This is a genomic window from Lysobacter sp. CA196 (assembly GCF_052078695.1).
Taxonomy (GTDB): Bacteria; Pseudomonadota; Gammaproteobacteria; order Xanthomonadales; family Xanthomonadaceae; genus Lysobacter.
This window is the reverse complement of record NZ_JBQJIN010000024.1, coordinates 1-12,669: the sequence shown is the minus strand read 5'-3', so window position 1 is coordinate 12,669 and position 12,669 is coordinate 1. Positions and strand designations below refer to the sequence as shown.

Sequence of the window (12,669 nt, the reverse complement as noted above, 5' to 3'; positions counted from 1 at the left end):
TCCCCGCTCGTTACTCGATGTTCTGGATCTGCTCGCGGACCTGGTCGATCAGCACCTTGAGTTCGACCGCGGCCGCCGAGCTGCGCGCGTCGACCGACTTGGAACCCAGGGTGTTGGCTTCGCGATTGAATTCCTGCAGCAGGAAGTCGAGACGGCGGCCGACCGCTTCGCGCAGCTTGAGCACGCGCCGCGCTTCGACCACGTGCGAGTCGAGGCGGTCGAGCTCTTCGTCGACGTCGAGCTTCTGCAACCACAGCACCAATTCTTGCTCGACGCGGCCGTTGTCGGCCGGCTGGGCCAGGTCGGCGAGCCGCGTTTCGAGCTTGGTGCGCTGGCCGGCACGGATCGCCGGCATCAGCGTGCGCACCTCGGCGGCGATCGCGGCGATGCCGTCGACGCGTTCGCTGATGACGGTCGCGAGCTTGCCGCCTTCGCGTTCGCGCGCAGCGACGAATTCGTCGAGCACGCTGTCCAGCAGGGCCAGCGCCGCGGCCTGCAATTCGGCCGGATCGGTGCTCGGCGCCTGCAGCACGCCGGGGAACTGCAGCAAATCGGTGAAATCGGTGCGTAGCGCCGGGAACCGCGCCGACAAGTCGATCGCCAGGTCGCTGAGTTCGCGCAGCCGGGTCGGGTTGAGCTGCAGCGCGTCGCCGCCTTCGGGCGCGCGCAGGCGCAGGGTCAGGTCGAGCTTGCCGCGGCTGATGCGTCCGGAAATGCGCTCGCGCAGGGCCGGCTCGAGCACGCGCAGCTCGTCGGCCAGGCGTACCCCGAGTTCGAGGAAACGATGGTTGACCGAGCGCAACTCGCAGCCGAGCGTGCCCCAGGGTGTCACGCGTTCGCCGCTGGCGAAGGCAGTCATGCTGCGAATCATTCGCGAATCCCAAGCCTACAGGGAGCGAATGGTAAACTCGCCGGCCATCAAAACGGTAACTTCGCGCCCATGACCGGTCCCAACGCCGCCCCCACCGAGGCCCCGACCGGCCCCCTCGTCCGTCCCAGCGGCCGTACCGCGGGCCAGATGCGCGAAGTCCGCATCGAACGCAGCTTCACCCGCCACGCCGAGGGTTCGGTGCTGGTCAGCTTCGGCGAGACCCGGGTGCTGTGCACCGCCAGCGTCGAAAACAAGGTGCCCTCGTTCCTGCGCGGCAAGGGCGAAGGCTGGGTTACCGCCGAGTACGGCATGTTGCCGCGCGCGACCCACACCCGCAGCGACCGCGAGGCCGCGCGCGGCAAGCAAGGCGGCCGCACCCTGGAAATCCAGCGCCTGATCGGCCGCGCCCTGCGCGCCTGCATCGACCGCAAGGCGCTCGGCGAGCGCACCATCACCCTGGATTGCGACGTCCTGCAGGCCGACGGCGGCACCCGCACCGCGGCCATCACCGGCGCCTACGTGGCCCTGGTCGACGCGGTGCGCTGGCTGCAGTCGCGCCGCGAAATCGCCCGCGACCCGATCTTCGGCGCGGTCGCCGCGGTCTCGGTCGGCGTCTACCGCGGCGTGCCGGTGCTCGATCTGGACTACGCCGAAGACAGCGATTGCGACACCGACATGAACGTGGTCATGAACGACGGCGGCGGTTTCATCGAGCTGCAGGGCACCGCCGAAGGCCACGCCTTCCGCCGCGAAGAACTCGACGGCCTGCTGGCCCTGGCCGAAGCCGGCATCGCCGAGCTGATCCTCAAGCAGCGCGAGGCGCTGGCGGTCTGATCGCCGCGAACAGCTTCGAGTCCGGATAAGGGCTCGAAGCCGCTGCGGATTCGTCGCGCTGGTCCGTTCGATCGTCCGACTCGTTACGGCGCGCCGCTCGTTGCGGCGTCATCTGCCGCATTGCGAGTCCTGCCTGCACCATTCGCCGCATCGGCCGTGCCTTGCAGTATTCGCTCCGCCACTTCGGCGCAAAGCCGAGATCCTCTGCGTTTTCCCTGGGTTTTTCCTGGCTTTTCGCATGACCCTGCCGCTGCAAACGCGCTGAGCGTTCTGCGCTGCCCACGACACATCAACTGCCCAGCGCCTGATCGCTGCGCGACGCGTCAACGCGCAACACAAGCGCAGCGGTGGAACAGACGCAGCGCATACGCTTGATGCGCATCCCATCGCCGCGCACCTCGCCATGCGCGAATCACGAAACGTTGCACAGATACACGAAGCGAGACTTCGGATATCGGCAGCGGCGTGCGAACCTGCCATCGCACTGGGAACGACCGCCTGCACTACACGCATACCTTCACGACACCGGTGAAGTGTGCTTTCTGCCGGGCAGTCGCAGCCTTTCCATCCATCGGCCGGCCCGTTGCCCTCCTGTCGAAGGCGATGGCGACGGCCCCTCACCAGGCTCCGCCATGAATCGCAGCATCGGCAGCATCGCCCTCGTCGTCGCCGACTACGACGAGGCCATCGCGTATTACACCCAGGCCCTGGGCTTCGTCCTGCTCGAAGACATCGACCAGGGCGGCGGCAAACGCTGGGTCCGGGTCGCGCCCGCCGACGGCGCCCAGACCGCCTTGCTGCTGGCTCAGGCAGTCGGCGATGAACAAGCCTCGCGCATCGGCAACCAGACCGGCGGCCGGGTCGGCTTTTTCCTGCATACCGACGACTTCCGGCGCGACCACGCGGCGATGCTCGGACGCGGCGTGCGCTTCATGGAAACTCCGCGCGTCGAGACCTACGGCACGGTCGCCGTGTTCGAAGACCTGTACGGTAATCGCTGGGATTTGCTGGAACTGAAAGCATGAGATTAGTGCTGGCCAGCAGCAACGCCGGGAAGCTGGCGGAACTGCGCGACCTGCTCGGCGACACCGGCATCGAACTGGTGGCGCAAACGGATCTGGGGGTCGAGGACATCGAGGAAACCGGCGGCACGTTCGTCGAGAATGCGCTGCTCAAGGCCCGTCATGCGGCCGCGGTCACCGGGCTGCCCGCCCTGGCCGACGATTCCGGTATCTGCGTCGACGCGCTCGGCGGCGCCCCCGGCCTGTACTCGGCCCGCTACGCCGGCCAGCACGGCGACGCCCAGGCCAATATCGACAAACTGCTTGCCGCCCTCAAGGACGTGCCGGACGCTCAACGCGGCGCGCATTTCTATGCGGTGATCGTGCTGCTGCGCCATGCCGGCGACCCGCGCCCGGTCATCGCCGAGGGCATCTGGCACGGCCGCATCCTGCACCAGCGCCAGGGCGAACGCGGCTTCGGCTACCAGCCGGTGTTCTACGACACCGAGTACAACGTCTCCGCCGGCGAAATCGACGACGCCCTCAAGAACCGCGTCAGCCACCGCGCCCGCGCCCTGGCGGCGCTGCGCGAGCGCCTACCGGAGGTCGCCAGGTGAACCGGATGCTGCGCGCCGCCGTTCCGCCCCGACGCGCCTTCCGCACCGGCGGCCACACCGTGCTGTCGGTGGCCGTGCTGTACCTGCTGGCGATGCCGATCGCGATCTGGATCCGCCAGGACGGCCTCGGCGCCGGCACCCACCAAAGCAACAGCTTCAGCTCGGAGATCGAGCTGGCGTTGTGGCTGCTGGCGACCCTGGTCGGCCTGGTCGCCCTGGCCGCGATCCAGCGGGTCAGTCTGCAAGCCAGCCCCGGCCACACCATCGGCTACGCCAATATCACCACCGCCCATCGCACCCGCCGGTTCGCCCCGGGCGAGGTGGTGGGCATGTCCCTGCACCGGGCCAAGGACGGGCGCCTGCGCCTGACCTCCACCCTGGAGCTGCGCCTGTCCCCGGCCCCGCACCGGCGCTGGAACACCGCCACCATCTTCGACGGCGAAACCTCCGGCGACGGCAGCGCCGAGCCCCTGGCCACGATCATGCGGCTGGTCGTCCAGGCCCGCCCGGAGGTGGCCATCGACGCCAATCTGCGCGCCCTGCTCGCCGTCACCCGCTACGGCGCGACGCGCGACCGGTAAGCTGTCGGCCCCTTCCGACTGTTTCCGGGCCCTCGGGTCCGGTCGAGCGCTGTTTGAGCGATACCCTGACCACCCCGCCGCTGTCGCTGTACGTCCACCTGCCCTGGTGCGTGCGCAAATGCCCGTACTGCGATTTCAACTCGCACGAATACAAGGGCGGCAAGGGCAGCGCCCTGCCCTACGACGCCTACGTCGACGCCCTGCTGGCCGACCTGGAGCACGACCTGCCGCTGGTCTGGGGCCGGCCGGTGCACAGCGTGTTCTTCGGCGGCGGCACCCCGAGCCTGTTCCCGCCCGAGTTCATCGACCGCTTCCTGCAGGGCGCCAGCGCCCGCCTGCGCTTCGCGCCGGGCTGCGAAATCACCCTGGAAACCAACCCCGGTACCGCCGAGCACGGCCGTTTCGAGCTCTACCGCGGCGCCGGCGTGAACCGGCTCAGCTTCGGCATCCAGAGCTTCGACGACGGCTGCCTGCAGCGCCTGGGCCGCATCCACGACAGCCGCGAGGCCGAAGCCGCGGTCAAACTGGCCCAGGACGCCGGCTTCGACAACCTCAACCTCGACCTGATGTATGCCCTGCCCGGCCAGACCCTGGCGATGGCCGAGCGCGACCTGGAGCGGGCGTTCGCGCTCGACCCGGCCCACCTCTCGCATTACCAGCTGACTCTGGAACCCAATACCGTGTTCGCCGCGCGGCCGCCGCAGGGCATCCCCGACGAGGACAGCGCCTGGGACATCCAGGAGCACTGCCAGGCCCTGATCGCCGCGCGCGGCTATGAGCACTACGAAGTCAGCGCCTATGCGCGGCCGCAACGGCGCTGTGCGCACAACCTCAACTACTGGCGCTACGGCGATTACCTGGGCATCGGCGCCGGCGCCCACGGCAAGATCACCCTCGGCGCCGAGCAGACCATCCTGCGGCGCTGGAAGCACAAGCACCCGACCGAGTACCTGGCCAAGGCCGGCAGCGAAGCCGGTATCGGCGGCGACGACCGGATCGCGCCGGAGCGGCGGCCGTTCGAGTACATGCTCAACGTGCTGCGCCTGGTCGAAGGCTTCTCGCTGGCCGACTACGAGGCCCGGACCGGCCTCGCCCGCGCCGGCATCGCCGCGCAGTTGCAGGCCGGCTTCGACGCCGGCTGGCTGGAACAAAGCGGCGACCGGGTCCGCCCGACCGAGCTGGGACGTCGCTTCACCAACGACGTGGTGGCGCTGTTCCTGCCCGATTGAAAGCCGTTCGATAGCCGGCCGAGCGGCTGCGCTTGAACGATCCCGTGGCCAAGGGCAGCGGCCGACCGGCGCCGAGCCTCACAAGCCCGCGACCGGTCCCGGTGGAGACTCGCGTTTGGCCGCCCGCACGGGCCGTCTGCGTTACTGCCATAGGCCGCCTCCTGTCGGCTGCACGCTCACGCGCGGTCGCTGTCGGACCGTTTCGAGTTGGCGAGCGCCGGGGAGGCGTGGTTATATCTTGAGGTCGTCAGTACCGAATCCACATGTCCGCCACGTTTGATCCTCTGGACGCCTCGCCGCCGCGGGCCACCCTGGCCACGGCCGCGCTGCCCCGTCGCGTGCGCCGCTTGCTGGAGCAGCTGTACGCCCTGATCTCCGACGAAACCGCGCCGCAACTGGAACGGATGCTCGCCGAGTTCGAGCAGCAGCTGTTCCGCCAGGCCGACCAGGCGCGCAATCCGAGCCTGCAATCGGGTTACCTGGAAACCCTGCGCCTGGTGCGGTTGCGTCGCGCCGACCTGATCCCACGCTATCTCGTCGCGCTGGAAACCGCGTTGACCCGTCTGCGCGAGCCGGCCACGCCGCGCTCGCAGGCTTCGATCCAACCGAATTTCAGCGACCTGCGCCTGGTCGACGACAGCGAGATCGACGAGAACACCGTGCTGCGCAGCATCGCCAGCCGCCACGAGTCGCGCGCCGGCCTCGGCCTGTTGCTGCTCGGCCAACGCTTCGGCGTGCTCGCCGGCGCCCCGGCCTTCGATGCCGAACGCCTGCCGGTCGGGCCGCATCGCCTGATCCGGATCTTCGCCGACGTCTGCCTGCCGTTGCAGATCGGCCAGGATTCGCGTCTGGACCTGTTCCGCGTGTTCGACCAGCAGGTGATGCTGGGCTATGCGCAGATGGTCGAGGCCATGAACGCCCTGCTCGCGCGCGAGAACGTGCTGCCGAGCCTGTCGTTCGTGCCGTTGCGCGCGCGTCCCAACGCCACACCGCAGTCCGAAGCCGCGGCCGCCGACGCCGCGCGTCGCGAACCGGTGCAGGAAAAGAACCGCGGCCCGCAAGCGGGTGCCTCGCCATCGGCGCGCGCCAGCGACGAGCGTCCGCACACCGCCTGGCCGGGCCAGCAAGCGGTGGCACGGGCGCCGGACGCGACCGATTTCGCGACCCTGCAGCAATGGCTCGGCGAGCGCCGCGAGTTGGTCGACAAACTGCGTCCGCGCGGCGGCATGGCCGTGCCGGGCGCGGCCATGGACACCGCCGAGGTGTTGTCGGTGCTGAACCGGCTCAAGGACGAACTGCCGCGCGGCCCGCAACCGCTGCGCAAGATCGCCGAGCTGCGCCAGTCGCTGCTGGAACGCAGCGAGCCCCCGCCGGGCACGGTCGCCACGCTGTCGCGCGACGACGGCGACGTGTTCGATCTGCTCGACATGTTGTACGACGAGATCGAGCAACGCCTGCGCGGCGACGCGACGATCTCGACCCTGCTCAACCGCCTGCAGGCGCCGCTGCTGCACGCCGCGCTGCAGGACCGCAGCCTGCTCGAGCAAACCGAGCATCCGGCGCTGCAGTTGCTCAACACCGTCGCCGAAGCCGGCGCGCGCTGGACCCCGAGCGAAGACGTCGACCCGCAACTGCACGAGCCGCTGCGCCAGGCAGTGGATCACGTGGTCGAACACTACGACGCCGGCGCCGAGGTGTTCGACACCGCCAACCTGCGCCTGCAGGAGCAACTGCAGAACCTCGCGCGCAAGGCCGAAGTCTCCGAACGGCGCCACGTCGAGGCCGCGCGCGGCAAGGAAAAGCTCGAAATGGCCAAACGCCTGGCCAGCGAAGCGATCGAGCAGCACACCACCGAACAGCGCCTGCCGCGTTTCGTCCAGGCCCTGCTCAACCAGGCCTGGGCCGACGTGCTCACCCTGACCCTGCTGCGTCACGGCGAAGAGTCCGAAGCCTGGCAGCGGCAGTTGGAAACGACGCGACAGATCGTCTCGGCCAACCGCGCCGGCGCCGATGCGCCGATGCCGTGCGGGCTGGACGCCGACATCGAACACGCGCTGACCCAGGTCGGCTACCACAGCGACGACGCCCGGGCGATTTCGCGCCAGCTCACGGTCGGCCCCGCGCTCGAAGACGACGCCGCCTCGCGCACCGAACTGGCGATGAAACTGCGTTCGCGCAGCCGCCTCGGCGAAGACGCCGGCCCGGCCCGTTCGACCCTGCCCGCGCGCAACGACGACGAGCAACATTGCTGGGAACAAATCCGCAACCTGCCGTTCGGCACCTGGTTCGAGTTCGTGCAGAACCAACAAGGCGACGCGGTGCGCCGGCGCTTGTCCTGGTTCAGTCCGATCACCGACAACGCCTTGTTCGTCAATCAACGCGGCCAGCGCGTCGGCGAACAATCGCTCGACAGCCTCGCCCGGATGATGGCGCGCGGCCAGGCGCGGGTGGTGGTCGAGGAACGCAGCCGCCTGGTCGATCGCGCCTGGCACGCCACGCTCGACGTGCTGCGCGGTTTCGGCGGCAAACGCCCGGCCGATCCGGCCGGCGCATGAGATCGGACGCATGAACGAAGAATTCCGCCGCACCCGACGCCGCCGCATCGCCGAAACGGTGCAGGTCGTCGACACCATGACCGAGACCGTGATCGGCCACCTCGGCAACCTGTCCGAGACTGGGATGATGCTGATCGCCAACACGCCGCTGGTCGACGATGCGCTGTACCAACTGCGCTTCAACCTGCGCGACGCGCCGCAACACACCTCGCCGATCGAAGTCGGCGCGCACCTGCTGTGGCAGGACCGCGCCAGCGTGCCCGGCCAGACCTGGACCGGCTTCCGGTTCATCGCCATGCCCGAAGACGGCATGCAGCACCTGCGTCAGTGGCTGGACCTGCCGGGCGGCAGCTACGAGTAAACGCGAGGACTGGGTCGCGCCTCCGGTTCAGGGGCCTTCCGAAGGCCGCCTGGGCGCCGCGGTAAACCCCGAAGCCAACCATCTAGCCAAGCTCCCTAGCCAAGCGCCCCAGCCCAGCCCCGAACCCCGCTGGCGCACAGCCGCCCCTGCCGAATTGCGGCAAAATGGACCGGTTTCCACCAGGCCAGGCCCGCAATGAACGCTTCCGCCCGCACCGCCGATCCGTCCTCGCTCGACACCCATGCCCTGTACCGGCAGCACTTCGCCGAACTGCAGCGCCGCTGCGAGCAGGCGCTGGAACGCGGCGGGTTCGATCACCTGGTGGTACCGAGCGGCAACCTGCACTACCAAGTCTTCGACGACCGCGATTACCCCTATGCAGTGAACCCGCAGTTCAAGGCCTGGGTACCGCTGACCCGCAACCCCGGCAGTTGGCTGGTGGCGACGCCCGGCCACAAGCCCAAGCTGATCTATCTGCAGCCGTTCGATTATTGGCATGTCGTGCCGCAGGCGCCGAGCGGTTGGTGGGTCGAACACTTCGACGTCGTCGTGATCCGCCAGCCCGAGGAAGCGCTCGCGCACCTGCCCAAGGACCCGGCGCGTTGCGCCATCCTCGGCGAAGCGCAGAGCGCGCTCGGCGTCGGCGGCGACCGCGCCTTCGTGCCGAACAACCCGGCGGCGGTCGTCGACTATCTCGAGTACCACCGCGCCTACAAGACCCCGTACGAAGTGGCGATGATGCGCGAAGCCACCCGCAAGGGCGTACGCGCGCACCGCGCCGCCGAAGCCGCGTTCCGTGCCGGCAAGAGCGAATTCGACATCCACCTGGCTTACTGCGGCGCCGCGCGCCAGGACGCCAACGAACTGCCTTACGGCAACATCGTCGCCCTCAACCAGAACGGCGCGGTGCTGCACTACATGGAACTCGACCGCGAAGCGCCGGCGCAATCGCGCAGCTTCCTGATCGATGCCGGCGCCAGCCACCACGGCTACGCCTGCGACATCACCCGCACCTACGCTGCCGACGGCGGCGGCGAGTTCCAGGCCCTGATCGACGCCGTCGATACCGCGCAGCGGAAAATGTGCGACCAGGTCCGCGCCGGCACCGACTACAAGCGCATCCACCTCGACGCCCACCTGGCCCTGGCCGGCATTCTCAAGGACGTCGGTGTACTCAAGATCTCACCGGAGGCCGCGGTCGAGACCGGTGTCAGCGGCGTGTTCTTCCCGCACGGCATCGGCCACGGCATCGGCCTGCAGGTGCATGAAGTGGCCGGCTTCGCCGCCTCCGACCGCGGCGGCCGCATCGACAAGCCCGCCGGCCATCCCTACCTGCGCATGACCCGCGTACTCGAACCCGGCATGGCGGTGACGATCGAACCCGGCCTGTACTTCGTCGACCTGCTGCTCGAAGGCCTCAAGCAGGGCGAACACGCCGGCAGCGTCGACTGGCACCGGATCGAACAATTCCGTCCCTTCGGCGGCATCCGCATCGAAGACGACATGGTCTGCACCGAGGCCGCGCCGATCAACCTGACCCGCGACGGCTTCGCGGAAGCGGCCTGAGCGCAGCGTGCGGCGCATCCTGTTCGTCTGCAGCCAGAACAAACTACGCAGCCCGACTGCCGAACAAGTCTTCGCCGCGCGCGACGATCTCGAGGTCGCCTCGGCCGGCCTCAACCACGACGCCGAGCAACCGCTCGGTGCCGAGTTGGTCGAATGGGCCGAGCTGATCTTCGTGATGGAGAAGGCGCAACGCAGCAAGCTGCAGCACAAGTTCCGGGCGCAGCTACGCGGCAAGCGCGTGGTCTGCCTGGATATTCCGGACGAGTACGAGTACATGGCGCCGGAATTGGTGGCGCTGTTGCAGGCGCGGGTGCCGCGGCATTTGTGATGGGTGCGCGGCCGTTGCCGTTGCCGTTGCCGTTGCCGTTGCCGTTGCCGTTGCCGTTGCCGAGATTTTGATCTGCTTTGCTTTGTTGCTTTGCCGGTCAATTGAAGACCCGTAGGGCGGCCCGCAGGGATGCGGGCCGTGCGCAAGCAGGCCATGGATGGCCTGTCTGGAGCATCCCTGCGTCGGCATCGATCGTGCGGGCTTGTGCCCTTGCAAGGAGAGCCCTTTTCTTTGGTTACCTTTCTTTTGGGCTTAGCAAAAGAAAGTAACCCGGCCGCGTTAGCGGGCGGAAGCTTTGCACCTGATTGATCGAAACGCCGGAGGCCGACAGGGCGTGGTCGCGACTTGCGTCGCTCCTACCCTAGAAGCGGCGACCACGATGCCTCAATCTCGTGCCGCTCCCGGCTGGAGCCAGGGTAGGAGCGGCGCAAGCCGCGACCGCGCTGCGGCGGTCTTGCGGCGCATCTAACCAGCAAGATCAAGATCAAGATCAAGATCCAGATCCAGATCCAGATCCAGATCAAACGATAAGAGCTTCCGCCACTAAAGCGGCGGGTTACTTTCTTTTGTCTAAAGCAACAAAAGAAAGGTAACCAAAGAAAAATGCTTTTCTTTGAGTCAAAGGCCCGCGCGAGCGATGCCGACGCGGGGATCTACATACGGGACATCCTTGTCCCGATGAAAAACGGCCCGCATCCATGCGGGCCGCCCTCTGGGTCTTCGATTGCCTTCGCTAGTGCTCGGCTACGCACAGCAACAGCAACAGCAACAGAAGAATCTTTACGGCAACGGCAGTGTCCCTGGCTGTGGCGACTAGCAACCGCAAGATGCCTCATCGACCTTGCAACTCATATGATCGCCATCCAAACCATCCCTCACCACACCTTGAACACCCGCCCACTCTGTATCCCCTCCACACTGCGCTGATACGCCAGCGCCGCGCGGGCGGCGGTAACCGGTTCGAAGCCGGGGAAGAACGCGCCGTAGGCTTCCCAGGATTCGCTCAGTACGTTCGGGCTGACCGCATTGATGCGCAGGCCGCGCTGCAACTCGAAGGCCGCGCCGCGCACGAAGCCTTCGATGGCGTTGTTGACGGCGCTGGCGTTCGCACCGGCGCGGATCGGTTCTTCGGCGACAATGCCGGTGGTCAAGGTGATCGAGCCGCCGTCGTTGAGGTGATGCTGGCCCAGCAGGGCCAGGCGCACCTGGCCGAGCAGTTTGTCGTTGAGGCCCAGGGCGAAGTCGGCCGGGCGCATCGATTCGAGCGGGCCGAAGTGCAGCACGCCAGCGGTGGAAACGATGGCGTCGAGTTTGCCGGTGCGGCGGAACAGGGCTTCGACGCTGGCGTCGTCGGTGATGTCGACCGGATAGTCGGCGCTGCTGCGGCCGGCGGCGAGGATGTCGTGCTGCGGGGCGAGGCGTTCGGACACGGCGCGGCCCAGGGTGCCACTGGCGCCGACGATGAGGATCTTCATGGGGAATCCGTATGGAGAGACAGGCGGCCAGTCTGCTCGCTGCGGCATCGACGGTGAATGCGCTAGGATTTCGGGCTCCCCTAACCCTGGGTTAGCCCCTTGGACAAGCTGCGCAGCATGGCCGTGTTCGTCGCGGTCGCCGACACCGGCAGTTTCGCCGCCGCGGCCCAGGCCCAGAACCTGTCGGCGGTGATGGTCGGCAAGCACATCCGCCAGCTGGAGACGCACCTCGGCGCGCGCCTGCTGCAGCGCGATACCCGTAAGCAGCGCCTGACCGAGGTCGGCGCAAGCTTTCTCGAAGACTGCCGGCGCATCCTCGATCAGGTCCGCCACGCCGAGTCCGTCGCCGAACGCCTGCGTCACGACGGCCAGCCGAGCGGGCGACTGCGGGTCACCGCGCCAGTCACGCTGGGCGGCAATGCAGTCGCGACGGTGGTAACGGAGTTTCTGCAACTCCACCCCGAGGTCTCGGTCGAACTGGTGTTGAGCGACCACATGTCCGACCTGATCGCCGAGGCCTTCGACGTCGCGATCCGGATCGGGCCGTTACCGGACTCGGACCACTTGGTCGCACGGCCGCTGCGGCCGTACCGGATGATCGTCTGCGCCTCGCCCGAATATCTAAGCAGGCACGGCACGCCGAGCGACCCGCGCGAACTGGTCGGCCACAGCTGCCTCAATCATTTGCTGTGGAATCACGACGCCGGCTGGCGTTTCGAGCATATCGCCACCGAACCGCTGCGCCTGCGCGGGCGCTTCGCCTCCAATAACGGCGAGGCGTTGCGACGCGCGGCGGTGGCCGGCTGCGGCATCGTCCTGCAACCCGAGGTGCTGCTGGCCGACGACCTCGCCGCCGGCCGACTGCTGCCGCTGTTCGCCGAGCAACTGCCGCCCCCGCGGCCGGTGCACCTGTTGTACCCGCGCGACCGCCAGCCCTTGCCGAAGCTCAGCCGTTTCGTCGAGCTGGTGCTCGAACGCATGGGCCCGGCGGCGTAGCGCTCAACGCCGACCACACGTCTGGCCCGTTCGGCTGCGGTTCCGTCGCGCACGGCGGCGGCTGATGCACTGAAAAACGCGACAACCAGCTGTTGCTATTGCTGTGCGCAGCCTCGCATTAGCGAAGGGGCGGTCTCTAAGCTCAAGTGCAACACCTGAGGTGAGACGTCGTGAATGGGAAGAAACTACAGTCAGCTGAGCGCTGAAGAACGCGGCGCGATCATGTCGTTGGTGGCCCAAGGTACCGGTATACGA

At 67.9% G+C, this 12,669-nt stretch carries 12 protein-coding genes; 10 read left to right on the top strand and 2 right to left on the bottom strand.

Translation table 11 applies throughout. From position 1 onward, the window contains the following. Positions 1 to 10: 10 nt before the first annotated feature. The gene (locus tag ACTOWK_RS18090; protein WP_441331489.1) at positions 11 to 871 is read right to left on the bottom strand and encodes a YicC/YloC family endoribonuclease; all 861 of its coding nucleotides are present in this window, start codon (positions 869 to 871) and stop codon (positions 11 to 13) included. Between the two features lie 69 nt (positions 872 to 940). On the opposite strand from ACTOWK_RS18090, the gene rph reads away from it, so the two are divergent. The 9 genes from rph to ACTOWK_RS18045 all read left to right on the top strand — a co-directional run bounded on the left by rph (position 941) and on the right by ACTOWK_RS18045 (position 9,943). Further along, entirely contained in the window at positions 941 to 1,705 is a 765-nt protein-coding gene (rph, locus tag ACTOWK_RS18085) for a ribonuclease PH (RefSeq protein ID WP_441331488.1), read from the top strand. 632 nt (positions 1,706 to 2,337) lie between these two features. Beyond that, positions 2,338 to 2,730, top strand: a complete 393-nt coding sequence (locus ACTOWK_RS18080; RefSeq protein WP_441331487.1) for a VOC family protein — start codon at positions 2,338 to 2,340, stop codon at positions 2,728 to 2,730. Next, positions 2,727 to 3,323, top strand: coding sequence for an RdgB/HAM1 family non-canonical purine NTP pyrophosphatase (gene rdgB, locus ACTOWK_RS18075; RefSeq protein ID WP_441331486.1), 597 nt, complete (start codon positions 2,727 to 2,729; stop codon positions 3,321 to 3,323). Before ACTOWK_RS18080 ends, rdgB begins: the two co-directional genes overlap by 4 nt. Beyond that, positions 3,320 to 3,904, top strand: coding sequence for a hypothetical protein (locus ACTOWK_RS18070; RefSeq protein WP_441331485.1), 585 nt, complete (start codon positions 3,320 to 3,322; stop codon positions 3,902 to 3,904). Before rdgB ends, ACTOWK_RS18070 begins: the two co-directional genes overlap by 4 nt. Before the next feature lie 53 nt (positions 3,905 to 3,957). Continuing rightward, entirely contained in the window at positions 3,958 to 5,133 is a 1,176-nt protein-coding gene (gene hemW, locus ACTOWK_RS18065; protein ID WP_441331484.1) for a radical SAM family heme chaperone HemW, read from the top strand. Positions 5,134 to 5,396: 263 nt separating this feature from the next. Further along, complete coding sequence (locus tag ACTOWK_RS18060; protein WP_441331483.1) at positions 5,397 to 7,688, top strand: DUF1631 family protein; 2,292 nt, start codon at positions 5,397 to 5,399, stop codon at positions 7,686 to 7,688. Between the two features lie 10 nt (positions 7,689 to 7,698). Continuing rightward, positions 7,699 to 8,049: a PilZ domain-containing protein gene (locus ACTOWK_RS18055; protein WP_441331482.1), complete on the top strand. Its 351-nt coding sequence runs from the start codon at positions 7,699 to 7,701 to the stop codon at positions 8,047 to 8,049. Between the two features lie 195 nt (positions 8,050 to 8,244). Further along, complete coding sequence (gene pepQ / locus ACTOWK_RS18050) at positions 8,245 to 9,615, top strand: Xaa-Pro dipeptidase (RefSeq protein ID WP_441331481.1); 1,371 nt, start codon at positions 8,245 to 8,247, stop codon at positions 9,613 to 9,615. Positions 9,616 to 9,622: 7 nt separating this feature from the next. Continuing rightward, positions 9,623 to 9,943 carry a low molecular weight protein tyrosine phosphatase family protein gene (locus ACTOWK_RS18045; RefSeq protein WP_441331480.1) on the top strand — a complete coding sequence of 107 codons (321 nt, stop codon included), beginning with the start codon at positions 9,623 to 9,625 and terminating at the stop codon, positions 9,941 to 9,943. Between the two features lie 875 nt (positions 9,944 to 10,818). Here the strand turns inward: ACTOWK_RS18045 and ACTOWK_RS18040 are convergent. Continuing rightward, positions 10,819 to 11,418 carry a short chain dehydrogenase gene (locus ACTOWK_RS18040; protein ID WP_441331479.1) on the bottom strand — a complete coding sequence of 200 codons (600 nt, stop codon included), beginning with the start codon at positions 11,416 to 11,418 and terminating at the stop codon, positions 10,819 to 10,821. 99 nt (positions 11,419 to 11,517) lie between these two features. On the opposite strand from ACTOWK_RS18040, the gene ACTOWK_RS18035 reads away from it, so the two are divergent. Continuing rightward, positions 11,518 to 12,414 (top strand): LysR family transcriptional regulator, encoded by an 897-nt coding sequence (locus tag ACTOWK_RS18035; protein WP_441331478.1) that lies wholly within the window; start codon positions 11,518 to 11,520, stop codon positions 12,412 to 12,414. The last annotated feature ends 255 nt before the right edge of the window (positions 12,415 to 12,669 follow it).

What these genes read in the sequence shown, in the direction of transcription:
- rph (WP_441331488.1), top strand. Translation starts at nt 941, where the DNA reads ATGACCGGTCCCAACGCCGCCCCCACCGAGGCCCCGACCGGCCCCCTC.
- ACTOWK_RS18080 (WP_441331487.1), top strand. Translation starts at nt 2,338, where the DNA reads ATGAATCGCAGCATCGGCAGCATCGCCCTCGTCGTCGCCGACTACGAC.
- ACTOWK_RS18055 (WP_441331482.1), top strand. Translation starts at nt 7,699, where the DNA reads ATGAACGAAGAATTCCGCCGCACCCGACGCCGCCGCATCGCCGAAACG.
- pepQ (WP_441331481.1), top strand. Translation starts at nt 8,245, where the DNA reads ATGAACGCTTCCGCCCGCACCGCCGATCCGTCCTCGCTCGACACCCAT.
- ACTOWK_RS18090 (WP_441331489.1), bottom strand. Translation starts at nt 871, where the DNA reads ATGATTCGCAGCATGACTGCCTTCGCCAGCGGCGAACGCGTGACACCC.
- ACTOWK_RS18060 (WP_441331483.1), top strand. Translation starts at nt 5,397, where the DNA reads ATGTCCGCCACGTTTGATCCTCTGGACGCCTCGCCGCCGCGGGCCACC.
- rdgB (WP_441331486.1), top strand. Translation starts at nt 2,727, where the DNA reads ATGAGATTAGTGCTGGCCAGCAGCAACGCCGGGAAGCTGGCGGAACTG.
- ACTOWK_RS18040 (WP_441331479.1), bottom strand. Translation starts at nt 11,418, where the DNA reads ATGAAGATCCTCATCGTCGGCGCCAGTGGCACCCTGGGCCGCGCCGTG.